The organism is Streptomyces sp. NPDC002125, from assembly GCF_053593715.1.
Genome location: NZ_JBSFDD010000026.1, coordinates 24,931 through 48,516, shown reverse-complemented (window position 1 = coordinate 48,516; position 23,586 = coordinate 24,931). Strand labels below are relative to the sequence as shown.

Here is a 23,586-nt window from a genome sequence, read left to right as displayed (position 1 = left end):
GCTCCGCAACTCGCGGTGCCCGCACCGCACCGTAGCGTCAGCTCCGGCGCCCCGCCGGACTCCTCAGCGCCTCCAGGAACCGCCGGACCGGCACGGCGCCGCCCGGCCTGCGGTTGCGCTGGCCCATGGTCAGCCGGTAGCGCACCCCGTTGATGCGCGCGACCGCCGAGCCTGCGGCGGCGAACCACGGCTTCCCGGCGCTCACCGCCGTCACCGGGGCACTGGCGATCTCGCGTCCGTTGCTCGTCAGCAGCGCGAGCCTGCCGTCCTTGATGATCACTTGGCCCGCTCTGGTGAGCGACCGTGCCCACCGGCGGATCCGCACGTCGCTCGCGCTGAACTCCGCCGTGCCGTACTCCACCGCGCTGAATTCCGTCTCGGCCATGGCGACTTCGCCCCCCTTGTGCAGACTTCTGCAAGTCTGCCCCGCGCGGGGCGCGCGCACCAGGCCGCCTCGGGATCCGGTTCCTCCGGCGTACGGCTCCCGGACCGCGCGGGAGCCGCAGCCCTGGGCCAAGGGAGGGCTATGGGCCATCAAAGTAAACGTTTGCGCAGGTGGGGGGAATATCGTGGGAGTCGCGGAGCAGGACGTCACCCGAAGGAGAGCGCCGATGGACACCAGTGGCAACAGACCTGACGGCGGCGTCATGGAAACCCTGGACGTCGACCGCAGCGATCCGGACTACCGGGCCTGGCTCAAGGAAGCCGTACGCAAGGTCCAGGCGGACGCCAACCGTTCGGCGGACACCCACCTCCTCCGCTTCCCGCTGCCCGAGCACTGGGGCATCGACCTCTACCTCAAGGACGAGTCGACACATCTCACCGGCAGCCTGAAGCACCGGCTGGCCCGTTCGCTCTTCCTCTACGGGCTCTGCAACGGCTGGATCCGCCGCGGCAAGCCGGTCATCGAGGCCTCCAGCGGCTCGACCGCCGTCTCGGAGGCGTACTTCGCGAAGCTGATCGGCGTGCCGTTCGTCGCGGTGATGCCCCGGACGACCAGCCCCGAGAAGTGCCGCCTGATCGAATTCCACGGCGGCCAGTGCCACTTCGTCGACGACTCACGCCGTCTGTACGAGGAGTCGGCCGCCCTCGCGGCCGAGACCGGCGGGCACTACATGGACCAGTTCACCTACGCCGAACGCGCCACCGACTGGCGGGGCAACAACAACATCGCCGAATCCATCTACCAGCAACTGCGGCTGGAGCGGTATCCGGAGCCCGCCTGGATCGTCGCCACCGCCGGGACCGGCGGCACGTCCGCGACCATCGGGCGCTACGTCCGCTACATGCAGCACGACACGCGGATCTGCGTACCCGACCCGGAGAACTCCTGCTTCTTCGACGGCTGGGTCCACGGCGACCCGCAGGCGACCAGCGACTGCGGGTCGCGCATCGAGGGCATCGGCAGACCGCGCATGGAGCCGAGCTTCGTGCCCGGAGCCATCGACCGCATGATGAAGGTGCCCGACGCGGCCAGTGTCGCGGCCGTACGGGTGCTGGAGCGCGCCATCGGCCGCAAGGCGGGCGGCTCCACGGGCACCGGGCTGTGGAGCGCCCTGAGGCTCGTCGCCGAGATGGTGGAGCGGGGCAGCACCGGCAGCGTCGTCGCCCTCTTCTGCGACCCGGGCGACCGCTACCTCGACAAGTACTACTCCGACGAGTGGCTGAGCCGGCAGGGCATGGACATCCGGCCGTACACCGAGACCATCGACCACTTCCTGGCCACCGGCGTCTGGCCCTGAGCCGGACGCGGAGCCCGGCCGGCGTCCGGTCCCGCCCCGGGCGCAGGCCGTCCTAGTCGTCCAGCAGGACGCCGAGCACCCGGCCGAAGACCCGCCGCCCGGCGCGCGCCAGCAGGGGGTCGCCCCAGCCGGGGAGCAGCTTCACCCGGACCTCCTCGACCCAGATCACATGCGAGCCCGAACCCGTCGGGCACACGTCGATCGAGGCCCGGCCGCGCACCACGGAACCCCGCTTCTCCAACTGGCACAGCCCCGCCCGGCCCGCGGCCGGCGGCGTCCACCGCACCACTTCCATCGGATCGTCGAAGCCCAGCGGCCCCACACCGGTCCGCGCCACGAAGACCGTCCCGGCCCGGGTGGGCAGCCCCGTGGGGACGGTGACCGAGGTGAACGGAACCGTGCCCCCGTGCCGCTCCCAGTCGGTCACCCGCCGCCACGCCTCGGCGGCGGGGAGGGGAGTGAAGCGCTCGATGCGGAATACGGCCACACATCGATCCTAGGACGTCCCGGCGCCCGCGCTACGCGGAGCGGAAGGCGAGCCGCCGGCTACGCGTCCGGGGAGCCGCCCGCCACCGTCAGGCCCGGCAGATGCTCCTCGATCTCCTCCCGGACCTCGTCCGGCAGGCCCGCGTCCGTGACGAAGGCGTCCACCTCGTCGAGCCCGGCGAAGGAACTCAGCCCCACCGTCCCCCACTTGGTGTGATCGGCGACCACCACGACCCGCCGCGCGGCACGTACGAGACGGCGGTTCGTCTCGGCCTCCGCGAGATTCGGCGTGGAGAGACCGGCCTCGACCGAGATCCCGTGCACCCCGATGAACAGCACATCGAAGTGGAGCGAGTCGATCGCGCGGTCGGCGACCGGACCGACGAGCGAGTCCGAGGGCGTGCGGACCCCGCCCGTGAGCACCACCGTGGCCGCCCCGGCCCGCGCCCCGCCCGCCGCCGTCGGACGCTGCGCGCCGTGGAACACATCGGCGACCCGCACCGAATTGGTCACCACCGTCAGGCCCGGTACGTCGACGAGATGACGGGCCAGCGCGAACGTCGTCGTACCGCCCGAGAGCGCGATCGCGCTGCCCGGCACGACCATGGTGGCCGCCGTGCGCGCGATGTCCTCCTTGGCGCTCAGCTCCAGCGTCGACTTGGCCTCGAAGCCGGGCTCGTGCGTGCTCGCCTCGACGACCGGGACGGCCCCGCCGTGCACCTTCTCGATGACCCCCTGACGCGCCAGCGCGTCCAGGTCCCTGCGAATGGTCATGTCGGAGACGCTGAGCTTGCGGGTCAGCTCGTTGACCCTGACCCCGCCGCGCTTGCGCACATCGTCGAGAATGAGGGCGCGCCGCTGCTCGGCGAGCAGGTTCTGATTCTCGCTCAAGGCCGGGCCCGGTCCTTCCCTCTGTGGTGCGCACGGTCCGGCAGCCGCCCTGCGGGACGTCCTCATCCTGCCACGCAGTGTCGCGGGCCGGTTCACTGGGGAGATTCGGTGAGAGCCCGTGCGACGGGTGCCTTCCGTCCGCGATGGTGGTGACTGGGCATCAGCCCGGAACCCCCAGCCGTCCCCCTCCCGCCGGCCGTGCGCCGGACGGTCCAGAGAGTGAGCCACCGAATTGGCCCCTGCCCCCCAGGCCGCGCCCGGCAGTGGCGCCGCGCTGGAACTGCTCGTCCACGGCGTCGGCGGAGCCACCCCGCAGGAGATGCTCGGCGATCCGCGCACGACCAGGATCACCGGTGACACCACGGCCGCGATCTACCGGCGCACCGAGGACGTGGGGGCCGAGCACCACCCGGAGCGTCACCGGGAAGGGCCGGTCGCCGAGGCCTACTGCTGGTCCAACCTCACCTCCGGCAACGGCTCCCGGGCCCTCTGGCTCCTGTTGCTCCCGTTCATGGTGGTCAACCTCGCCCACTGGATGCGCCCCACCGCCCGGAGCCGCACCGGCGCGGTCCGGCTGTACGGGGTGCTGGTCAGGCTGGTCGCGCTCAGCCTCACCGTGCTCCTGACCGCCGCGGTCTGCGAGGTCGCGCTCGACCTGGTGGCCTGGCAGTGCGCGGGCACCCCCGGATGCGCCGGCCGGCGCTCCTGGCTGGGCTTCCTCTCCACCGAACAGGGCGGGTGGTTCTCCCAGCCCGGCCGCCGGCTCTCCGTCGCCGCGCTCGTGCCCGTCGCCGTGGTGGGACTGCTCTGGTACCTGTCCAACCGCACCTGGAGCGCCTACGAGGCCCAGCGCCCCCTCACCTGGGAGGAGGAGACCGAACCGGACGCCGAAGCCGCCGAGGCCGAGGAGGCGGAGGAAACGGCCACACCGCTGGTCCGCCCGGCCCTCGGCCGGCCCGGCTTCTGGTACGGCCGCAGGCTGGTGGCCCGGCTGCGCGCCGCGCACACCGCGGCCGGATTCCTCACGGTCGCCGCCACCGTCGGGGGAGCGGCGGCCCGGCACGACCGGGCCGTCGACAGCCCCGTACCCGCGGTGATCGGAGTCCTCTTCGAGGCAGCCCTCGTCCTCTGCGCCCTCTTCGTCGTCGCGGTCGTCTGCCACCGGGGGCGCAGCGAGCGGCGCGTCGACAACCTGCTCGACCGTGCCGTCATCACCTACCTCCCCGGCGCCGCCCTGGCCCTGCTCGCCACCGGTGTGGTGTACGCCGGATGGTCGCGAACCGGCTGGACGTCCTCGGGAACCCTGCCCGGCGAGACGGCCTTCCGTGTCCTCACCCTCGGCCAGGGCGTGCTCGTCGTCGTACTCGCCGCGGTGGCATTGACCCTGTACCGGCGCACACCCGAGCCGCGCACCACCCTGCGCGGACTCGGCGGCCCCGCCGTCGCGATGCTGGCCTGCGCGCTCGGCGGTGTGATGTCCGGGGGAATGTCCCAGCGCATCGCCGACTGGCTCGACGGTCCCGGCACACCCGGCATGGGCGCGGACTCCGCCATAGCGGGCCCGCCGGTGCTCCTCAGCTGGCAGGCAGCCGTCATCCCGGTCCTGCTGCTGCTCCTGCTCGTGCCCGTCGTCTGGCTGGCGGTGCACACCGTGCGGCGCGCCCGCCGGCTGGGACCCGTGATCGAGGCGGAGTACGCGGAGAAGCACCCCGAGCCCGGCCGCACCGGACAGATCGCGCGCATCAGGGCCGCCGCCGCCCTCACCGACTCCGCACCCGGGATCCTCGGCCTGCTCTCCGCCGCCACGCTGCTGCTCGGGGCCGCGGCGGTGACCGGGTCCTGGCTCACCGGCGAGGTCCCCGGGCTGGCCATGGACGGTACGGCCCCGTTCGTCGAGTCGTTCGCCGAGGCGGCCCAGGCGACCGGCTCCTGGCTCATAGGGTTCGGCGTCATCGTGCTCGTCACCTGCGGCCGCCGCGCCTACCGGGACGCCTCGGCGAGGCGCACCATCGGCATCCTCTGGGACGTCGGCACGTTCTGGCCGCGCGCCGCCCACCCCTTCGCACCGCCCTGCTACGCCGAGCGCGCCGTCCCCGACCTCTCGTCCCGGATGTGTGCCTGGACGGGGAGCACCCGTGGCAGGCTCGTCATCTCCGGCCACTCCCAGGGCAGTGTGCTGGCCGCTGCCGCGGTCTGGCAGCTTCCCGACACGGCCAGGCGCCGGGTCGCGCTGCTCACCTACGGCTCTCCGATCGAGCGGCTGTACGGGCGGTGGTTCCCCGCGTACTTCGGCCCGGCGGCCCTGGAAGGGCTCGACAGGTCCGTGCACTGCTGGCGCAACCTCTGGCGTGCGACGGACCCGATCGGCGGGCCGGTCAGGATCGACGAGGGGCAGGGCCCGGAGGTGGACCGCGGCCCGCTCAAGGACCCGCTCGCCTACGGCCGGACGCCCGAACTCCCGCTCCCCGAACCGGTCCTGGGGCACTCCGACTACCAGGCCGACCCGGTCTTCGCCGTGGAGCGCGCCGCGCTCCTGGAGCGGCTCGGGCCCGTCGTGCCGCAGCAGGCGGCCGGCGGTGTCCAGGGGGCGGGCGCCGAGGCTCAGGGCAGCGCGGGAAGGTCCTCGGGGTAGAGCATGGTCAGGTCGTCCGTGCTCGGCTCGCTGAGCTGGGCGACCCGGCCCGCGTGCCGCTCGACCATGGACTCGAAGGTCTGGCGGGCTGTCCGGCCGTTACCGAAGGCCGGGCCCTTGGGAAGCGCCGTGAAGTACTTGAGCAGCGCTTCCCCGGTCCCGTCCGCCAGGCTGTACTCGTGCTCCTCGCTCTGCTGCCCGACGATCCGCAGCAGCTCCTCGGGCTCGTAGTCGCTGAAGGTGATGGTCCGGGAGAAGCGGGACGCCACACCGGGGTTGACGGTGAGAAAGCGCTCCATCTCGTGGGTGTAGCCGGCCACGATGACCACCACCGCGTCCCGGTGGTCCTCCATCAGCTTCACCAGCGTGTCGATGGCCTCCCGGCCGAAGTCGCGGCCGGAGTCCTCGGGCGACAGGGCGTACGCCTCATCGACGAACAGCACCCCGCCGCGCGCCCGGTCGAACGCCTCCTGCGTGCGGATGGCCGTGGAACCGATGTGCTCGCCGACCAGATCGACCCGGGACACCTCCACGAGATGGCCGTGCTCCAGCACACCGAGCGAGGCCAGGATCTCGCCGTACAGCCTGGCCACCGTCGTCTTGCCCGTGCCGGGGGAGCCGGTGAAGACCAGATGCCGGCGCACCGAGGCCGCCTTCAGACCGGCCAGCTTCCGGCGGCGGCCCACCTCGATCATGTCCGTCAGCGCCCGCACCTCGCGCTTGACGCTGTCCAGGCCCACCAGGGCGTCGAGTTCACCGAGCACGGCGGCGGAGTCCCTGACCGGCTCGGCGGGCACCGGAGGCGCGGCGGCGGGCTCGGCCGTCCGCTGCCCGGGCATCGCCCCGAGCAGCCCGGGCGTGGTCTGCGTCGCCGTCAGGACCGTGGGCGGCTGCGTGGGCGCCGCACCGCGCAGACCGCTCTCGTCACTGGTGCAGTCCTGGGCCACCGGACCGCCCGTGTGCCCGTCGCCGTGCGCGGAGCCCTCCGGGAACTCGTAACCGCCGCGTGCGCACCGCTCGGTCCGGCAGCGGGTCAGGGTGGAGCGGCAGCCGTCCATGACGTGGAAGCCGTAACCCTCGCTCCCCGTGACCCGGCAGCTGTCGAAGGTGCCCCGGCCCTCGGCCGAGACGTAGAAACCGGCCTCCGCGGGCGAGGTGACCGTGCACCGCTCGATGGTCGGGTCGGCGCCCTTGGTGACGATGACACCGGTCTGCGCCGCGTCGATCGTGCAGTTGTTCAGCGTGCCGCCGCTGCCGTGGTCGCGGAACCACGCACCGGTCGACGCCTCGCGGATGCGGCAGTCGTCGAGCTGGGCGGTGGCCCCGTCGCTCACCGAGACCGCCGTGTTGCGGATCTGGGAGAGATCGCTGTCCACGACATCGGCGCGCGAGCCCCGGTCGAGGACGAAGAGAGCGTCGGGCACGTCGTGGACGCGGCACGAGTCGAGTATGACGGTGGCGCCGTCGCTGACCCAGACCGCCGGGTAGTCGCCCGTGCTGTCGTGGATCTCGCACTGGTTGGCGTCGACCCTGGTGCCCGGGTCCCACACCGAGAGGCCGTTGCGGCCGAACCTGCGCACGGTGGAGCGGGTCAGGGTCAGTACCGAGCGGGAGCGCAGATCGACCGCGTTCTCCGGGATGTCGTGGATGTCGCAGTCGGCGAGCGTGAGGACCGCGTCGGTGTCCAGGGTGACCCCGTCGGCGGAGGTGCGGTGCACCGTGCAGTCCGTGAGGTGCGCCGCGCCGCGCGAGGTGACCTGCACCCCGCTGCCCTTGATCTCGTACACCTCGCAGCCCACCGCCTCCAGGCCGCTGCCCTCACCGGTCACGCTCAGGCCCGCGCCCGAGGAGTGGTGCACGCGGCAGCGCTCCAGGCGCGGATGCGCGCCGTCGCGCACGGAGACACCGGACTGCCCGGCCGAGACGATCTCGCACTCCTCGAACACGCCGCCGGCTCCGTCGAGTACGGCGATGCCCACACCGGCCGGATTGTCGACGGTGCAGCGGCGGACCGTCGGCCGGGCCGCGCCCCGCACCTCCAGGCCCGCGGCCGACCTCGTCACGATACGCAGATCCGTCAGTTCGGGCGCGCCCTCCTCGACCAGCAGGGCGGGGGCGGCCGAGTCCTGGCCCTCCACGTGCAGGTCCTGGACGACGGCGGAGGCACGGACCGTCAGGGGCACCCCGTCGGCCGGCGCGATCCGTACGGAGCCCGAGGAACCCTCGGGGCCGCGCAGGGTCACCGCCCGGCTGATGACGAGATTCTCCCGGTAGGTGCCGGGGGCGACGGTGAGCACGTCACCGTCCGCGGCGGCCTCCAGGGCAGCGGTGAGGGAAGCGTATTCGCCCGTGCGGCGACGCCATCGCGATGTGCCGGTGTGCGTCACCTGGACCGTGCCCTGTGCCATGGTGCTGCTGTGCCCCCACCTCGTGCTGTGTGCGCTGCCTCGTGCCCGTCCGCATGTGCGCGGTCCGTCCGTCCTCCGGCAGACCGCCGCTCCGCCTGCCGAGGAACTCGGGCGGGCCGGTCCACCGTAGCGCGCATGGCGGGCGCGAGTTGACGGGTCGGCCGCTGAAGCACCCTGCCGGGCCGGACAGGAGGGGGACGAACGCGCTCCCGGTCAGCTTCCGGTACCCGTTCTGCCCCAGTCCGGTCCCACTTCGGCCCAGGCGCGGTCGAGCCGGGCGTAGCGCCGCAGCGTCATGCGCCAGACCACGAGCCGGCGCGCGACCTCCGTCAGACCGCCCGCGAGCAGGGTCACACCGATGCCCGCGAGCACCGCGTGGGTGTGGGCCGTGGGAGTGTCCATGGGGCGCATCGCGGGCCGCCCCTTCTCGTCCGTCCAGATCTTGATCCGGGTGCCGGGAGCGGTCTCCCCGGACGCGGTCGACACCGTGCCCGTGCGCGCCGTGCCGTCGGGGGCGCGCCACCCGGCCACCACCGAGGTGCGGGTGGACTCCTCCGTGACGGCGGTCTCGGGGTCCCGGGCGAAACGGGACGTGCCCGAGGACTCACGGACCACGACGGCAGAGGTGAGATGGCGCTCCGCGTGCTGGGCGCGCACCGCCCGCTGGAGCGCGTCATCGGTCAGCGAACCGCACATCCAGCCGAGCAACGGCGCCGCCAGCACCATCACCAGCAGAGCCGCCAGCGCCACCCACGCCTCATGACGGTCGGTGGGCCGGCACACCGGATTGTGCCTCCACCGCCGGATTCCCAGAACCGCTCGCACAGTCATGCACCCCCTTCCCTGTCCGTGATAACCCGAAGGAAGGGCGAATACGTCCGCGGACGGAGAAGAGAGAGCAACCTCACGCCGCCAACACTCCCGCCGACGCCGCGAGTTCCGCCCGGCCGCGAGGTCCGGACCGTCAGCCGAGGACCCGCACCGGATCGCCGACCCGGATCACGCCGGTGCCGTCGGGAATCAGGTTCTGGCCGAAAAGGAGGTCCTTTCCCGTCCTGCGGTGGAGGGCGAGCGTACGCAGCGGCTCCTTCCCCCGCTCCGCCGTCCGCTGGTCGGTGGTCGTGATGACACACCGGCCGCACGGCTTCACCACGCGGAAGACGACCTCCCCGATCGTGATCCGCTTCCAGTCGTCCTCGGCCCAGGGCGCCGTGCCGTCCACCACCACGTTCGGCCGGAACCTGTTCATGGGCAGCGGGCCCTCGTCAGGATGGACGCCCCGCGCGATCAGCGAGTTGAGGGCGTCGAGCGAGGCGCGCGTGGTGAGCAGCAGCGGGAAACCGTCGGCCAGCGACACGGTCTCGCCGGGCAGGCCGAACGCCGGATCGACGGGCCTGCGGTGCGACGGCGCGTCGAGATGGACGAGCCGGACCTCCGCACCGAGGCGCGTGCTGAACCATGCGTGTGCCGCCTCGGCGGCCTCCACCACCTCGACCTTGTTCCTGTGGAGCTGCGCGACGAGCAGGAGGCCCGGGTCCGGCACCTCCACCCGCAGCGGCTTGCTCCCAGGTGCCGACAGCGACAGCCCGCCGCCGGGCAGCACCCGCGCCGACAGCTGCGCCATGCGCGGCTGCTGACGCTGGGTGACGACCCTGCCCTCTCCGTCGATCAGCATCCAGCGGCGGTCACCGTCGAGTCCCCATGGCTCGACGACGGCCTCGTCGGCCGCGCACGCGGCCAGCGACTTGACGGGGTGGACGCGCACGGCGCTCAGTACTGCGGGAGGCATGCCCCCATCCTGCCAGCCGACCCCCCGCCGAACGGGGTGCGGCAGCGCCGGTCAGTACCCCCGGCCCTGGTACGGACGGTTGTACGGGTCCTCGTACGGCGACTGCGCCGGCGCCGGCCGCGGCGAGGCGGGGCGCATCGCCTCGTACCCGGTGCCGGGGCGCTGGGGCTGTTGCTGCGGCTGCTGCTGGTAGCCGCGCGGGGCCGAGGGCTGCTGAGGGATGTACGGCGCGGGAGCGTGCTGCAGCTGTGCGGGCTGCATCATCGGCGCCTGCTGCATTCCCGCGTTCTGGTACTGCGGCTGCGCCGTCTGCTGCGGGTAGCCGTAGGACCCGGTGTTCTGGGACGGGGCCGCGGGCAGGGCGGGCAGCGCCGACGGCAGGGCCGGCAGATAGCTGTTCCCGGTGTCGTAGGCGGCAGGGACCCGGATCGGTGCGATCTGAGGGGTCCCCCGCTCGGCGACCAGGGAGTCGTAGATCGGGGTGTCGGGGAACGACGGCGCGGCGTAGTAGCCGCTGCCGTAGGTGGAGCGGGGGGAGGTCATGACACATAAGTTAAGCCCACGATGTGCTGGTTGGGGAGTCCCAATCATGTGGTTATCCGTTTTACGCTGGTTCTGTGTGCCCGACCCGTCAAAATCGTTAATGCCTCCGTTAACGCGGAGGCTTTTCCGTGGGAGGGCCCGTGGTTAACGAGAAGTGGCGGAGAGGCTACAAAGGGCGACAGTCGCGCCCTCTCGCGGCGGAGGCTTTGATCGCGGGAGCGCGGAAGCCACGACCGTCGGACCCGTCGCCCGCCCGGGCCGATCCCCATGCCGTCCCGCTTCCCCCTGCGCCGGGAAGGCCCGGGCCGAGTGATTCGCGTTCCCCGCGGGGACTCGTGCGCGACCATGATTTCCCCGACGCGTCCGACCGTATACCGGGCCGCCCTGAGTGAATTGCGCCGCGCGTTCCCGGAGCCCGAACTCGTGGCCACCGAGCCTCCTTTGGCCGCCCGATGCACAGGGCGGCGCGGCGGACATCGTCGCGGCCAACCCCCGGAGCGGGCGGGGTCGGGCCCCGCGGAGCGTGCCGGGTAGGCTCGGCCGCGTACCGTCGGGAATGGCGAAGCCGAGGGGGACGACACCGCCGTGCATGACGACGACCCGGCCTGGGGGCCGCTGCCCGTACGCCCCGCGGCACTGCGATGGCTGCTGATCCCCCTGACCGTGTTGTTCCTGCCGTTCTGGTGGCTGGTGTGGGTCCTCCTCGCGATCGGTTTCTCCGGGGTGGCGGCGGTGGCCCAGCTGATCGTCTACGTGGTGCCGCGGGCTGAGAACGGCGCGGTACGGGTATTCGACGCCACACTGGGACAGGTGCCGTTCCTCCCGCTCTGGTGCGTGACCCCCGTGGCGTTGCTGAAGGAGGGCGACTCGGCGTACTACCGGGCGAGAGTGGACCGGCGCGTCGAGAAGCAGACCCGACGGGTGGAGACCTCCCCGCTCCACCGCGAACTCGAACTCGGGGCGCACTATTTCCGGGGTGCCGGGGCCGGTTACGTCCTGCGTGTCGCCACGGAGCAGGGCTGGAACCTCCACCCGGTGCTGCGCTCGCACCCCCGGCGCCGCCTCCGGCTGCGTCACAACGGCCGTCCACGGCCGGACCTGAGGACCTGACGGCCCGTCCGGGCCCGGTACCCGCGCTTCGAAGGAGACGGCAATGAGACGACACGCCTCGCGGTGGCCGACAGGGATCGGCGCGTTCGTCCTGGGCCTGGCCTCCCTGACAGGCTGCGCCATCGACAAGGGCTCGGCACTTGCCGAGGATTTCGAGGAGAGCTGGGCCGGCACGCCGGACGTGGCGGACATCCGCACCACCAAGAACAACACCCTGCCCTTCAGCGGAACATCCACCGGCACACTGGTCCTGGAGGACGGCACTCCGGCCGACCGGGTGAGGGAGCTTGCGGACGAGCTGGGCGAGTACGTCGCGCGTAACGACGCGACCAGCGGCCGGATCACGGCGGGCGGCATCACCTTCTCCGTCGTCGCGGACAGGACCCGCACCCGCGAAGTCCTGGCGCTGTGGCGGTCGTTGGATGCCGACGGCCGGGCCGAGGGCGCCGACATCGAGGACGCGCCGTGGAAGGGAGAGGCCGACCGCTGGCAGATCGAGGTCGACGCGGCCGGGATGAAGGGCGGGATGGCGCTGTTCAAGGACATCTCCGCCGAGGGCGGCAGCCACCGGCCGCTCCCGGGAGTGATGGTCCTCAAGGTCACGGGGCCGGGTCTCCTCGTGGAGAGCGCCTTCGGTGACCGTTTCCCCACCGAGGCGGTCGCCGCCTACGATGCGGTGAGCGCCCAGTATCCGGTCGCCGCGGCGACTCTGCGACGCGACGCCGTGTCCGGATCGGCGGTACGCCTCGTCGTCGCGCAGAGCGCGGACCTGGAGCAGGCCGGGGAACTCGCCAGGGGCGCGGCCCCGAACCTCGGTGACGCCGTCGAGGTCGTCGGCGAAGGCCAGTGACACCGGGGGAGCCGGTTCACGGGCTCTGAGCCGGCCGCTTCCCCGATGCGAGCGAACCCTGTCCGGACTGTGGGCTCACAGGTGGGCCGGGGATTAGGTTGACGGGAGACTCTCCGGGCATCCGGACTCGTGATGGGGGCGAGCATGACCATGCAAAAGGGAACCAATGTCGCGGTGCCGGCCCGCGCCGTGCGCGTCGAACTGGGCTGGCGTGCCTCTCCGGGCACGCCCGACGTGGATGCCTCGGCGCTCCTGCTCGTCTCGGGGAAGGTGCGCGCAGACGCGGACTTCGTCTTCTACAACCAGCCGGCGCACGCGTCGGGCGCGGTGCGCCACGAAGGCAAGCGGACCGTCGGGGGCGGGGTCACGGACAGCCTCGCGGTCGACTTCGGACGCATGGAGCCGGCGATCGACCGGGTCGTCGTCGCGGCCTCGGCGGACGGCGGGACCTTCGGCCGGGTGACCGGCCTCTACGTGAGGATCGTGGACGCGGCGAACGGCGCGGAGATCGCGCGCTTCGAGAGCGCCGACGCGACGGTCGAGACCGCCTTCATCCTCGGCGAGCTCTATCTGCGCCAGGGCGCCTGGAAGTTCCGCGCGGTGGGACAGGGCTACGACACCGGACTCGCGGGCCTGGCGACCGACTTCGGCATCTCCGTCAACGAGCCCCAGCCGGCGCCCCCGCAGACGCTTGCCCGTCCAGCCGCGCCTCCCGTCGCACCCCAAGCGGCCCCCGTGCCGCCGCCCGCGCCCCCCGTCACCCAGGCCGTGAGGCTGACCAAGGTCACGCTGACGAAGGAAACGCCCTCGGTCTCGCTCTCGAAACAGGGCGGCACCACCGGCGTACTGCGCGTCAATCTCAACTGGGAAGTGCGCAAGCAGTTCAAGGGCTGGGGCGCGAAACTCGGCAGAGCGGTCGCCATGCACGGAGACCTCGATCTCGATCTCTGCGCGCTGTACGAACTCACCGACGGAAGCAAGGGAGTTGTGCAGGCGCTCGGAAACGCCTTCGGATCTCTGCGCCAGCCGCCCTATATCCATCTGGACGGCGACGACCGCACCGGCGCCGTCTCCTCCGGAGAGAACCTCACGGTCAACCTCGACCACAAGGACCGGCTGCGCCGTGTTCTGATCTTCGTCACCATCTACGAAGGCGCCCGGAGTTTCGCCGATCTGCACGCCACGGTGACGCTCCAGCCGCAGAACGGCGCGGCGATCGACTTCTCTCTCGACGAATGCACCGTGCCTTCCACCGTGTGCGCCCTCGCTCTGATCACGGGCAACGGGGGAGACCTCACCGTGCAGCGCGAGGCCCGCTATCTCGTGCCCCAGCGCGGTGTGAGCCCGCAGCGGACCATAGACGCCGCCTACGGGTGGGGCATGAACTGGACCCCCGGACGCAAGTGACCCTCCCGGGCCCCGCTGCCGTCCGGCGGGGCTCAGGGCTCCGGTGCCGGTCCGGCAGCGGGGGCGCCAGCGCAGTCCGTGCGCCCGGCTCAGGGTTCCGGTGCGGCCTCGGGGCGGGCGTACGTACGCCCCTTCCAGGCCGCACCGAGGCCCCGGTAGTGCTGCACGGCGGAGTCCACCGTCATCAGGAGATAGAGGACCGCCGTGAAGGGCAGCAGCGGCGCCAGCCAGAGCGACTGCCGGTAGTACCCCAGCATCGGCATGTACGTCCCCGCCATCACCGCCCAGGCCGCCCCGCCCGCCCATGCCGCCACCGGGTCGCCCGTCAGCAGCCCGGCGAGCACGGTGGCGGGCGGCGCGACATAGACCAGGCCCAGCCCGAGCACCGTGCCCGCCAGCAGCAGAGGGCTGTGCCGCAGCTGTGCGTAGGCGCTCCGCGAGACCATCCGCCACAGATCGGCCAGCCCTGGATACGGCCGTACGCTGTCCACCCGCTCCGCGAGGCCAAGCCAGATCCTGCCCCCGGCACGGCGGACCGCGCGGGCCAGCGACACGTCGTCGATCACCGCCTGGCGGATGGACTCCGGAAGCCGTGCACGCTCGGCCGCTCCGGCACGCAGCAGTACGCAGCCGCCCGCAGCGGCGGCCGTCCGGGACCCGCGCCGGTTCACCCGCCGGAAGGGGTAGAGCTGCCCGAAGAAGTACACGAAGGCGGGCACGATCAGCCGCTCCCAAGTGCTCGCCACCCGGAGCCTGGCCATCTGCGAGACCAGATCGAAGCCGTCCGCGCCCTCGGCCCCCGCCGCGGCGACGAGCTCGCGCAAGCTGTCGGGTTCATGCGCGATGTCGGCGTCCGTCAGCAGCAGGAACTCGGGCCTCCGCTGCCGGGCCAGTGCCATCCCGTGCCGCAGGGCCCAGAGTTTGCCCGTCCAGCCCGGCTCGGGTTCACCGGGCGACACCACCGTCAGCGGCAGCCCTCCGCAGCGTACGGACAGCGCGCGGGCCAGCTCGCCCGTGCCGTCGCCGCTGCAGTCGTCGACGAGGATGATCTCGGCCTCGCCGGGATAGTCCTGGGCGAGCAGCGACGGGAGGCTCCTCGGCAGGACCTGGGCCTCGTCGCGCGCGGGCACGACCACGGCCACGGACGGCCAGCGCTCCGGCTCGGCCCCGGTACGCACGGGCAGCCGCTGGTCGGTCCGCCAGAAGAACCCCTGGCCCAGCAGCAGCCAGACCCACACGACCAGCGAACCCACGGCGATCCAGGCAATGGCGCTCATCCGTCGAAGTGTGCCCCACTCCGGCGGCGCCGCAAGGGTGGTCGACTATGGTGACCGGGTGAAGATCGCACTCATGGACTCGGGAATCGGCCTGCTCGCGGCAGCGGCCGCGGTACGCCGGCTTCGGCCCGACGCCGATCTGGTGGTGTCGTCGGATCCTGGTTCGATGCCCTGGGGGCCACGCACGCCCGAGGACGTGACCCAGCGGGCGCTCGCCGTGGCGCGCGCCGCCGCGGCCCACCGGCCGGACGCCCTGATCGTCGCCTGCAACACCGCGTCCGTGCACGCCCTTCCGGCCCTGCGGGCCGAACTGGAGCCCGGCCTGCCGGTCATCGGCACGGTGCCCGCGATCAAGCCGGCCGCCGCGGGCGGCGGCCCCTTCGCCATCTGGGCCACCCCGGCGACCACCGGCAGTCCCTACCAGCGCGGGCTCATCCGTGAATTCGCCCGGGACGCGCACGTGACCGAGGTGCCCTGCCCGGGGCTGGCCGACGCCGTCGAGCACGCCGACGAGGAGGCGATCGACCGCGCGGTGGCGGCTGCCGCCGCCCTCACCCCGGCCGGAGTGACGGATCTGGTCCTCGGCTGCACCCACTACGAACTGGTGGCCGAACGCATCCGTGCTGCCGTGGAGGGCGACCGGCCCGGCCGCGTCCCGCTCGTGCTGCACGGCTCCGCCGAGGCGGTGGCGACCCAGGCCCTGCGCCGTATCGGAGCGGCACCCGCTCCGTCGGCCGAACCGGTCGGCACCCTCACCGTGCTCCTCGCGGGACACGCCGGGGACCTGCCCGAACCCGCGATGGCCTACACCGAGGGCCTGCTGCTCAAGGCCGTCAGCCCCGCGCTCTGACCGGTTCCGGCGCCCCGGGGGGCCGCGCGACCCCTCCCAGGCGCGCGGAACCCGGTTACGCTGCTTGGCATGACGGACCACCCCGGCAAAGCGCGGCACGGTTCGAGCCAGGCCCCCAGTACGGTCTGGACGGGACGGGCCACCAATCGCTTCCAGTGGCTGCTCGCCGCTGTGGGAGCCGGGTGCCTGGCGCTCGGCATCGAACTGGCGGTCGATTCGGCCTGGAGCGCGGGGATCGCCCCGCTGCTCATGTCCGTCATCGGCTGCGTCGCCGCCGGACTCCTCATCCTCTTCGGCACCCTCGCCTTCGTGCATGTCGCCGTCAAGGTCGACGGCGACGCCCTCGAGGTCCGCTGCGGCCACGCGGGGCTTCCCCGGCGCCGCATCCTGCTCACCCATGTGGTGGGCGCGGACTTCGCCCCCAAGGTCACACCCCGCCAGTGGGGCGGCTGGGGCTACCGCTGGCGTCCGGAGCAGGGCACCGCGGTCGTCGTGCGGCGGGGGGAGGCGCTGGTGCTCCGCCTGGGTGACGGCAGGACCTTCACCGTGACGGTGGACAACGCGGAGGGCGCCGTGCGCTTCATCCGCGACCGCCTGCACCTCGCTCCCGCGGCGACGGCTCCGAGCCCTCCGGGAGCCTGAGGCCCGCGCGGCCGTGAGGCCGAGGCGCGCTCCGGTCGCCGCCCCGGCTGTGGGATCCGGGCTCGGTCCCGCCCCGGCTGTGGGATCCGGGCTCGGTCCCGCCCCGGCTGTGGCATCCGCCCGGGGCGTCGTGCGTCTGCGAGGCGTACCGCCCTACGGAGGCGGGAGCGGCTGCCGCCCGTACGGCCGCTCACCGTAGACTCCGGCAGGTGAGCGCCACCGTCACCACCGTCGATCCGCCGTCCGTCCCCGCGTCCCGCAGCAGGAAGCTGTGGCCGCGGCTCGTCCGGCCGGCCGCAGCCGTCCTCTCGGGTGCGCTGCTCTACGCGAGCTTCCCGCCCAGGCCCCTTTGGTGGCTGGTGCTGCCCGGCTTCGCGCTGCTGGGCTGGGTCCTGAGCGCGCGCAGGCTGCGCGCGGCGCTGGGGCTCGGGCTGCTCGCGGGCCTCGGCTTCATGCTGCCGCTGCTGCACTGGACGGGCGAGGAGGTCGGCCCGGTGCCGTGGCTCGCGCTCGCGCTCGCCGAGGCCCTGTTCATCGCCGTGGGCTGCGTCGGGATCGCCGCCGTCTCCCGACTCCCGTACTGGCCCGTCTGGGCCGCAGCCGTCTGGACACTGGACGAGGCGGTCAGGGCCCGGGTGCCGTTCGGCGGCTTCCCCTGGGGCAAGATCGCCTTCGGCCAGGCCGACAGCGCGTTCCTGCCGCTCGCCGCGCTCGGAGGCACACCGCTGCTCTCGTTCGCCGTCGTTCTGTGCGGCTTCGGTCTTCTGGAGGCCGTTCGCCAGGTCCGCCGCTACCGCGCCTACGGCACCGTGCCGCGCGCCGCCGTGGTCGCGGCGGCCGTCACCGTCGCCGCTCCCGTGGCCGCCGCGCTGGCGGCACTCCCGCTGGTCGACGACTCGGCCGAGGACGGTACCGCCACCGTCGCCGCGATCCAGGGCAACGTGCCGCGTCTCGGGCTCGACTTCAACTCCCAGCGCCGGGCCGTCCTGGACAACCATGCGGCGCGTACGGAGCAGCTCGCCCGGGACGTCAAGGCGGGGAAGGAGCCCCAGCCAGACCTGGTCCTGTGGCCGGAGAACTCCTCCGACCTCGATCCGTACCGCAATGCCGACGCCACCGAGGCCATCGACCGGGCCGTGCGCGCCATCGGCGCACCCACGGTCATCGGCGCGGTCCTCACGCCGGACACCGGACCGCTGCGCAACACCCTGATCGAGTGGGACCCGGAGAGCGGCCCCGTCGACACCTACGACAAGCGGCACATCCAGCCGTTCGGCGAGTACATGCCGATGCGGTCCTTCGTGCGGATCTTCAGCAAGGACGTCGACCGGGTGCAGCGTGACTTCGGTCCGGGCAGCCAGGTCGGCGTGTTCGACCTGGCCGGGACCAAGGTCGGGCTCGTGACCTGCTACGAGGCCGCGTTCGAAGACGCGGTGCGCGACACGGTGATGAACGGCGGCCAGTTCATCGCCGTACCGAGCAACAACGCGACCTTCGGGCGCAGCGAGATGACCTACCAGCAGCTGGCGATGAGCCAGGTGCGGGCGGTCGAGCACGGGCGGTCCGTCGTCGTGCCCGTCACCAGCGGCGTCAGCGCGGTGATCCGGCCGGACGGCACGATCGTGGAGCAGACCGAGATGTTCACCGCGGACGCCTTGGTGGACGAGGTCCCCCTGCGCTCCTCGCTGACGCCCGCGACCCGGCTCGGAGTGCTGCCGGAGGGCATCCTTTCGCTCCTGGCCGTGGCCGGTCTGGGGTGGGTGACGGTCCGCTCCGTGCGTGCCAGGAGGGCCAGCCGGGGCTGATCCTCTCGCGCCCGTACGTGGCCCCCGCCGGCCGCCGTCTCAGGGCTTGCGAAGCCCCGTGATGAGGAATCCGACCAGGCGGCGGGGGTCGTACCCGGGATCGCTCTCCGCGCCGATGCAGAGGTTCCCGACGCCCCGCATCAGCTCGTACGCCGTCAGGTCGGCCGTGACCTCGCCCGCCTCGGCCGCGGCGTCGAGCAGCTCGGTGCACACGGGCACGAGCCGGTCGAGGAAGTAGGTGTGCAGCGCCTCGAAGCCGGTGTTGTCGGACTGCAGCACGGCGGCGAGTCCGTGCTTGGTGACCAGGAAATCGACGAAGAGGCCGATCCAGCTTCCCAGCGCCGCGTGCGGGGTCGCGCTCGTCGCCAGCAGGGCCGGGCCCGCCTCGGCGCACGCCTCGACCTGGTGCCGGAAGACCCCGATGATCAGGTCCGCCCGGGTCGGGAAGTGGCGGTAGATCGTGGCCACCCCGACTCCGGCCCGGGCCGCGATGTCCCGCACCGGGGCTTCCACGCCTGACGCCACGAAGGCCGCCGCCGCGGCCTCGAGCAGCGTCATCTCGTTGCGCCGGGCGTCCGCCCGCTTGCGCGGAGCTGTCTGCCCCGCGCCCACCTCGCTGTCGTTCACCACGTCACTCCCTCCGCCGCCGGCCCTTGCCAAGCGGAACCGTGTTCCGTATCGTTAGCGGAACCGGGTTCCGTTTGCTCATTCTGTCAGAGCGGGAGCCCTGGTACCAACCCATGCGTCGCCGCCAGGATTCACCCGTGATGGAGGACAACTCATGCAGTACCGCACCTTGGGCCGCACAGGCGTGCAGGTCAGCACCCTCGCGCTCGGCGCCATGAACTTCGGCAGCATCGGCCGCACCACCCAGGACGAGGCCACGGCGATCGTCGACGCCGCCCTGGAGGCGGGGATCAACCTCATCGACACCGCCGACATGTACGGCGAGGGCGAGTCGGAGGAGATGGTCGGCAAGGCCGTCGCAGGCCGCCGTGATGACATCGTGCTCGCCACGAAGGCCACCATGCCGATGGGCGACGAGCGCAACCACCGGGGCGCCTCACGGCGCTGGCTGGTCACCGAGCTGGACAACAGCCTGCGCCGTCTCGGCGTCGACCACGTCGATCTCTACCAGATCCACCGATGGGACCCGACCGTCAGCGACGAGGAGACGCTGTCGGCGCTGACCGATCTCCAGCGCGCGGGGAAGATCCGCTACTTCGGCTCCTCCACGTTCCCCGCCTACCGCCTGGTGCAGGCCCAGTGGGCCGCCCGCGAGCACCACGTGGGGCGTTATGTCACCGAACAGCCCAGCTACTCCATTCTTCAGCGCGGAATCGAGTCCCATGTGCTGCCCGTGACCGAGGAGTACGGGCTCGGGGTGCTGGCGTGGAGCCCGTTGGCCTCGGGCTGGCTGTCGGGTGCGGTCCGCGAGGGCCGGCCGGTCACCACGAGCCGGTCGAAGGTCCTTCCGGAGCGCTTCGACCTCACGATTCCCGCCAACAGGGCCAGGCTCGACGCCGTCGAGCAGTTGGCGGTGATCGCCGATGAGGCCGGGCTGACGATGATCCAGCTCGCGCTGGGATTCGTGACCGCGCACCCCGCCGTGACCGCCGCCATCATCGGCCCCCGCACCACCGAGCACCTGCGCACACAACTCGCTGCCGCGGACACCGTCCTCTCCGCCGATGTGCTCGACGCGATCGACGCCGTCGTCGCTCCCGGCACCGACCTTGCCGCGCACGAGAAGTTCGACACGCCGCCGGCGCTGCTCGACCCGGCACTGCGGCGACGGTGACCCTCCGGCCACCCCCTCCGGATCCGAAAGGACCCATGACCATGCCGCACACACCCCGGCTGAGCTTCGGAATCATGACCGCGCCCTCGCAGGCCGACTACGAGGACATCCTGCGCGTCTGGCACGAGGCCGACGCGATCGAGGAGATAGAGCACGCGTGGCTCTTCGACCACCTCATGCCCATCTTCGGTGACCTGGACGGAACGGCCTACGAGGGCTGGACGCTGCTCTCGGCGCTCGCCGCCCGGACCCGGCGCCTGCGGCTCGGCGTGCTGGTGACGAGCAACCGGTTCAGACCGCCCGCGATGCTGGCCAAGATCGCCACGACCGTGGACATCGTCTCCGGCGGCCGGCTCGACTTCGGAATCGGTGTCGGCTCACGCCCCGGTCACCCGGTGACCCGCCGCGAGTACGAGGCGCACGGACTGCCCTTCCACGACTCGGCACATGCCGTGGAGAGCCTGGCCGAAGCCTGCACGGTGATCCGACGGCTGTGGACGGAGGAGAAGCCCTTCGACTTCCACGGCACCCACCATCGGCTCACCGGAGCGTTCGGCAACCCCAAGCCCGTACAGCGGCCCCACCCACCGGTCCTGATCGGCGGGCGCTCGTCCGCGACCCTGCGGGTGGTGGCCGAACACGCCGACCTGTGGAACATCCCGGGCGGTGACATCGAGGACGTCGTCAGCCGCAGCGCGCTGCTGGACCGCTACTGCGCGGAGATGGGCCGCGATCCCGCGTCGATCACCCGATCGATCCATCTGCCCGTCTCCTACGACCGCCCCGGCGGGACGCGCGAGGCGATCGCACGAGCCCTCGGGGCCGGCTTCACGCACATCGTCCTCGGGCTGCCGGCTCCCTGGCCCGCCGACGTCGCACGGTGGGCGGCCGACGAGCTCATCGGCCCGTCGGTCCAGGTGTGAGGGCCCGGGTCCGGGAGGCCACGGGCGGGACGCCGCTGCCGGAACGCGCTCCGGTGGCCACGTAGGCTCGCCGCATGTCCACTCCTGAATTCATCCGCGACATCCGTGCCACCGCAGGTCACCAGCTGCTTCTGCTGCCAGGCATCACCGCGATCGTCTTCGACGACGAGGGCCGGGTGCTGCTCGGCCGTCGGTCGGACACCGGCAAATGGTCGGTCATCGGCGGCATCTCCGAGCCGGGGGAGGAGCCTGCGGCCACGGCGGAGCGCGAGGTCTACGAGGAGACGGCCGTGCACTGCGTCGCCGAACGGGTGGTGCTCACCCAGGCGTTGAAGCCCGTGCAGTACGCCAACGGGGACCGCTGCCAGTACCTCGACATCACCTTCCGCTGCCGGGCCACCGGCGGCGAGGCCAAGGTGAACGACGACGAGTCGCTGGAGGTGGCGTGGTTCGACGTCGACGCGCTGCCGCCGCTCAACGAGTTCTCGCTGTTCCGGATCAAGCAGTCCCTCACGGACGGCCCCACCTGGTTCGAGCCCACGGGGGCGGTCTGACGGATCCGGCTCCCGCCGGGGAGCCGGATCCGCCGGGCACCGTCGGTTCAGACGGAACGGGCGTCGGCGGGCAGTGCCGCGGACTCCGCGGCCTGCCTGTCGGTGCCCGGTTCGATATCGGCGAGATCCCGGCTCCGGGTCTCCTTCGCGCAGACGATCGCCAGCACGGTGAGCAGCGCGGCGGCGATGACGTACAGGGAGATCGGGGTCGAGCTGTCGAAGTCGGCGAGCAGCGCGGTGGCGATGAGCGGCGCGGGGGCGCCGGCGGCGACCGACGAGAACTGGGCTCCGATCGACGCGCCCGAATAGCGCATCCGGGTCGCGAACATCTCCGCGAAGAACGCCGCCTGCGGTGCGTACATGGCGCCGTGGAAGACCAGGCCGATCGTGACGGCCAGGAGCAGGCTTCCGAAGCTCCCGGTGTCGATCAGCGCGAAGAAGGGGAACATCCACACCGCCACACCGATCGCTCCGATCAGATAGACGGGCCTGCGACCGATCCGGTCGGACAGCGCGCCCCACAGCGGGATCACGGCGAAGTGCACGGCGGAGGCGATGAGTACGGCGTTCAGAGCCGTCTGCTTGCTCAGCTCCACGGCCGTCGTCGCGTACACGAGGATGAACGCCGTGATCACGTAGTAGCTGATGTTCTCGGCCATCCGCGCGCCCATGGCGATCAGCACATCGCGCCAGTGGTCCCGCAACACGGCGACCAGAGGCATCTTGTCCGCCGTTGCCTCGGCGGCCTTGCGCTGCTCGGCCTGAGCCAGGGCTGCCTTGAACACAGGTGATTCATCGACAGAGAGACGAATCCACAGACCGAGGATCACGAGTACGCCCGAGAGCAGGAAGGGAATGCGCCAGCCCCACGCCTCGAAGGCGGAATCAGACATCAGGGCCGTCAGCGCGGAGAGCACCCCTGTGGCGAGCAACTGCCCGGCGGGCGCCCCGGTCTGGGGCCACGAGGCCCAGAACCCGCGCCGCTTCGCGTCCCCGTGTTCCGAGACCAGCAGCACGGCACCGCCCCACTCGCCGCCGAGGGCGAAGCCCTGCACCAGCCGCAGAACGGTGAGCAGGACGGGTGCGGCGGAACCGATCGTGGCGTGCGTCGGCAGCAGCCCGATGGCGAAGGTCGCACCGCCCATCATCAACAGGCTCAGCACCAGCAGCTTCTTGCGCCCGAGCCGGTCTCCGTAGTGCCCGAACACCAGAGCGCCGAGGGGGCGCGCGGCGAACCCGACCGCGTAGGTGAGGAAGGAGAGAAGAGTGCCGACGAGCGGGTCGGAGTCGGGGAAGAACAGCTTGTTGAAGACCAGTGCGGCGGCGGAGCCGTAGAGGAAGAAGTCGTACCACTCGACCGTGGTCCCGACGAGGCTCGCGGCGACGATGCGCTTGAGATTGTTCGGAGCGGGTGGGGCGGTTGCGGGCGACGACATCGGCACCACTTCCTGGCGTGTGACGGGGACGTTTGCGTGTCGCCACACCGTAGGAATCCGCAGGTCAGGCGCACATGTGGCGGGGCAACATAGTTCGAGGGGGTGCTATGCCTGTGGCCCCCATGCCGAATTATGGAAAGGCCGCTCAGGCGAACGGTGGTGGTCGAGACGTTTGCCGTCCGGGAGGCATGGTTCAGGGCGATTTGGAGCACGCGCGCCGGGACGAGTCTCTGGTGCACCAGCGCGTAGACCGTTGCTCGTGAGAATCCCAGCGCCCTGGCCGCTTCGAGCTGCGGCTTGAGTTTCCAGCGGGCGCGTACTGTGTCGGTCAGGTTCGGATGCTTCGCGCCCCGTGTCCCTTTGCGGCTCAACGACTGCTCCGTGGTTGGGGAAGGGGGCTTCGAACGGTGCACCTCCGCCCTGGAGGAGTGGACGGGCGG

21 protein-coding genes are annotated in these 23,586 nt (G+C 72.0%); 11 read left to right on the top strand and 10 right to left on the bottom strand.

Annotated elements, in window-relative coordinates:
* Nucleotides 1-37: 37 nt before the first annotated feature.
* Nucleotides 38-385: a hypothetical protein gene (locus ACWCQM_RS32165; protein WP_450918595.1), complete on the bottom strand. Its 348-nt coding sequence runs from the start codon at nt 383-385 to the stop codon at nt 38-40.
* Nucleotides 386-611: 226 nt separating this feature from the next.
* Here ACWCQM_RS32165 and ACWCQM_RS32160 point away from each other — a divergent pair, with 226 nt between their 5' ends.
* The gene (locus ACWCQM_RS32160) at nt 612-1,742 is read left to right on the top strand and encodes a PLP-dependent cysteine synthase family protein (RefSeq protein ID WP_450918594.1); all 1,131 of its coding nucleotides are present in this window, start codon (nt 612-614) and stop codon (nt 1,740-1,742) included.
* A gap of 52 nt (nt 1,743-1,794) precedes the next feature.
* Here the strand turns inward: ACWCQM_RS32160 and ACWCQM_RS32155 are convergent, their stop codons facing one another.
* Nucleotides 1,795-2,229 (bottom strand): SRPBCC family protein, encoded by a 435-nt coding sequence (locus ACWCQM_RS32155; RefSeq protein ID WP_450918593.1) that lies wholly within the window; start codon nt 2,227-2,229, stop codon nt 1,795-1,797.
* 59 nt (nt 2,230-2,288) lie between these two features.
* Nucleotides 2,289-3,119, bottom strand: a complete 831-nt coding sequence (locus ACWCQM_RS32150) for a DeoR/GlpR family DNA-binding transcription regulator (RefSeq protein WP_450918592.1) — start codon at nt 3,117-3,119, stop codon at nt 2,289-2,291.
* Nucleotides 3,120-3,438: 319 nt separating this feature from the next.
* Here ACWCQM_RS32150 and ACWCQM_RS32145 point away from each other — a divergent pair, with 319 nt between their 5' ends.
* Nucleotides 3,439-5,751 carry a hypothetical protein gene (locus ACWCQM_RS32145; RefSeq protein WP_450918662.1) on the top strand — a complete coding sequence of 771 codons (2,313 nt, stop codon included), beginning with the start codon at nt 3,439-3,441 and terminating at the stop codon, nt 5,749-5,751.
* Here the strand turns inward: ACWCQM_RS32145 and ACWCQM_RS32140 are convergent.
* The 4 genes from ACWCQM_RS32140 to ACWCQM_RS32125 all read right to left on the bottom strand — a co-directional run bounded on the left by ACWCQM_RS32140 (nt 5,721) and on the right by ACWCQM_RS32125 (nt 10,491).
* Complete coding sequence (locus ACWCQM_RS32140) at nt 5,721-8,159, bottom strand: right-handed parallel beta-helix repeat-containing protein (protein ID WP_450918591.1); 2,439 nt, start codon at nt 8,157-8,159, stop codon at nt 5,721-5,723. The genes ACWCQM_RS32145 and ACWCQM_RS32140 overlap by 31 nt on opposite strands.
* Before the next feature lie 213 nt (nt 8,160-8,372).
* Nucleotides 8,373-8,990, bottom strand: a complete 618-nt coding sequence (locus ACWCQM_RS32135) for an Rv1733c family protein (RefSeq protein ID WP_450918590.1) — start codon at nt 8,988-8,990, stop codon at nt 8,373-8,375.
* 133 nt (nt 8,991-9,123) lie between these two features.
* A complete protein-coding gene (locus ACWCQM_RS32130) occupies nt 9,124-9,948 on the bottom strand; it encodes an MOSC domain-containing protein (RefSeq protein ID WP_450918589.1) in 825 nt (274 codons plus the stop codon).
* A gap of 51 nt (nt 9,949-9,999) precedes the next feature.
* Complete coding sequence (locus ACWCQM_RS32125) at nt 10,000-10,491, bottom strand: DUF6643 family protein (protein WP_450918588.1); 492 nt, start codon at nt 10,489-10,491, stop codon at nt 10,000-10,002.
* Nucleotides 10,492-11,076: 585 nt separating this feature from the next.
* Between ACWCQM_RS32125 and ACWCQM_RS32120 the strand changes: the two genes are divergently transcribed.
* The 3 genes from ACWCQM_RS32120 to ACWCQM_RS32110 all read left to right on the top strand — a co-directional run bounded on the left by ACWCQM_RS32120 (nt 11,077) and on the right by ACWCQM_RS32110 (nt 13,858).
* On the top strand, nt 11,077-11,601 hold the full coding sequence (locus tag ACWCQM_RS32120) for a hypothetical protein (RefSeq protein ID WP_450918587.1): 525 nt from the start codon (nt 11,077-11,079) through the stop codon (nt 11,599-11,601).
* 43 nt (nt 11,602-11,644) lie between these two features.
* Nucleotides 11,645-12,451: a hypothetical protein gene (locus ACWCQM_RS32115; RefSeq protein WP_450918586.1), complete on the top strand. Its 807-nt coding sequence runs from the start codon at nt 11,645-11,647 to the stop codon at nt 12,449-12,451.
* 132 nt (nt 12,452-12,583) lie between these two features.
* Nucleotides 12,584-13,858: a TerD family protein gene (locus tag ACWCQM_RS32110; RefSeq protein WP_450918585.1), complete on the top strand. Its 1,275-nt coding sequence runs from the start codon at nt 12,584-12,586 to the stop codon at nt 13,856-13,858.
* Between the two features lie 89 nt (nt 13,859-13,947).
* On the opposite strand, the gene ACWCQM_RS32105 is transcribed toward ACWCQM_RS32110, so the two are convergent.
* Complete coding sequence (locus ACWCQM_RS32105) at nt 13,948-15,135, bottom strand: glycosyltransferase (RefSeq protein ID WP_450918584.1); 1,188 nt, start codon at nt 15,133-15,135, stop codon at nt 13,948-13,950.
* 58 nt (nt 15,136-15,193) lie between these two features.
* Here ACWCQM_RS32105 and ACWCQM_RS32100 point away from each other — a divergent pair, with 58 nt between their 5' ends.
* The 3 genes from ACWCQM_RS32100 to lnt all read left to right on the top strand — a co-directional run bounded on the left by ACWCQM_RS32100 (nt 15,194) and on the right by lnt (nt 18,432).
* Nucleotides 15,194-15,985, top strand: coding sequence for a glutamate racemase (locus tag ACWCQM_RS32100; RefSeq protein WP_450918583.1), 792 nt, complete (start codon nt 15,194-15,196; stop codon nt 15,983-15,985).
* Nucleotides 15,986-16,054: 69 nt separating this feature from the next.
* Entirely contained in the window at nt 16,055-16,627 is a 573-nt protein-coding gene (locus tag ACWCQM_RS32095) for a hypothetical protein (RefSeq protein WP_450918582.1), read from the top strand.
* A gap of 209 nt (nt 16,628-16,836) precedes the next feature.
* Nucleotides 16,837-18,432, top strand: a complete 1,596-nt coding sequence (lnt, locus tag ACWCQM_RS32090; RefSeq protein WP_450918581.1) for an apolipoprotein N-acyltransferase — start codon at nt 16,837-16,839, stop codon at nt 18,430-18,432.
* 39 nt (nt 18,433-18,471) lie between these two features.
* On the opposite strand, the gene ACWCQM_RS32085 is transcribed toward lnt, so the two are convergent.
* Nucleotides 18,472-19,059 (bottom strand): TetR/AcrR family transcriptional regulator, encoded by a 588-nt coding sequence (locus ACWCQM_RS32085; protein WP_450918580.1) that lies wholly within the window; start codon nt 19,057-19,059, stop codon nt 18,472-18,474.
* A gap of 154 nt (nt 19,060-19,213) precedes the next feature.
* On the opposite strand from ACWCQM_RS32085, the gene ACWCQM_RS32080 reads away from it, so the two are divergent.
* From ACWCQM_RS32080 to ACWCQM_RS32070, 3 genes are all read left to right on the top strand, one after another.
* Complete coding sequence (locus tag ACWCQM_RS32080) at nt 19,214-20,233, top strand: aldo/keto reductase (protein ID WP_450918579.1); 1,020 nt, start codon at nt 19,214-19,216, stop codon at nt 20,231-20,233.
* Between the two features lie 41 nt (nt 20,234-20,274).
* Nucleotides 20,275-21,156, top strand: coding sequence for an LLM class flavin-dependent oxidoreductase (locus ACWCQM_RS32075; RefSeq protein ID WP_450918578.1), 882 nt, complete (start codon nt 20,275-20,277; stop codon nt 21,154-21,156).
* 74 nt (nt 21,157-21,230) lie between these two features.
* Nucleotides 21,231-21,710, top strand: a complete 480-nt coding sequence (locus ACWCQM_RS32070) for an NUDIX hydrolase (protein WP_267077351.1) — start codon at nt 21,231-21,233, stop codon at nt 21,708-21,710.
* 47 nt (nt 21,711-21,757) lie between these two features.
* On the opposite strand, the gene ACWCQM_RS32065 is transcribed toward ACWCQM_RS32070, so the two are convergent.
* A complete protein-coding gene (locus ACWCQM_RS32065; protein WP_450918577.1) occupies nt 21,758-23,146 on the bottom strand; it encodes an MFS transporter in 1,389 nt (462 codons plus the stop codon).
* Nucleotides 23,147-23,586 lie beyond the last annotated feature (440 nt).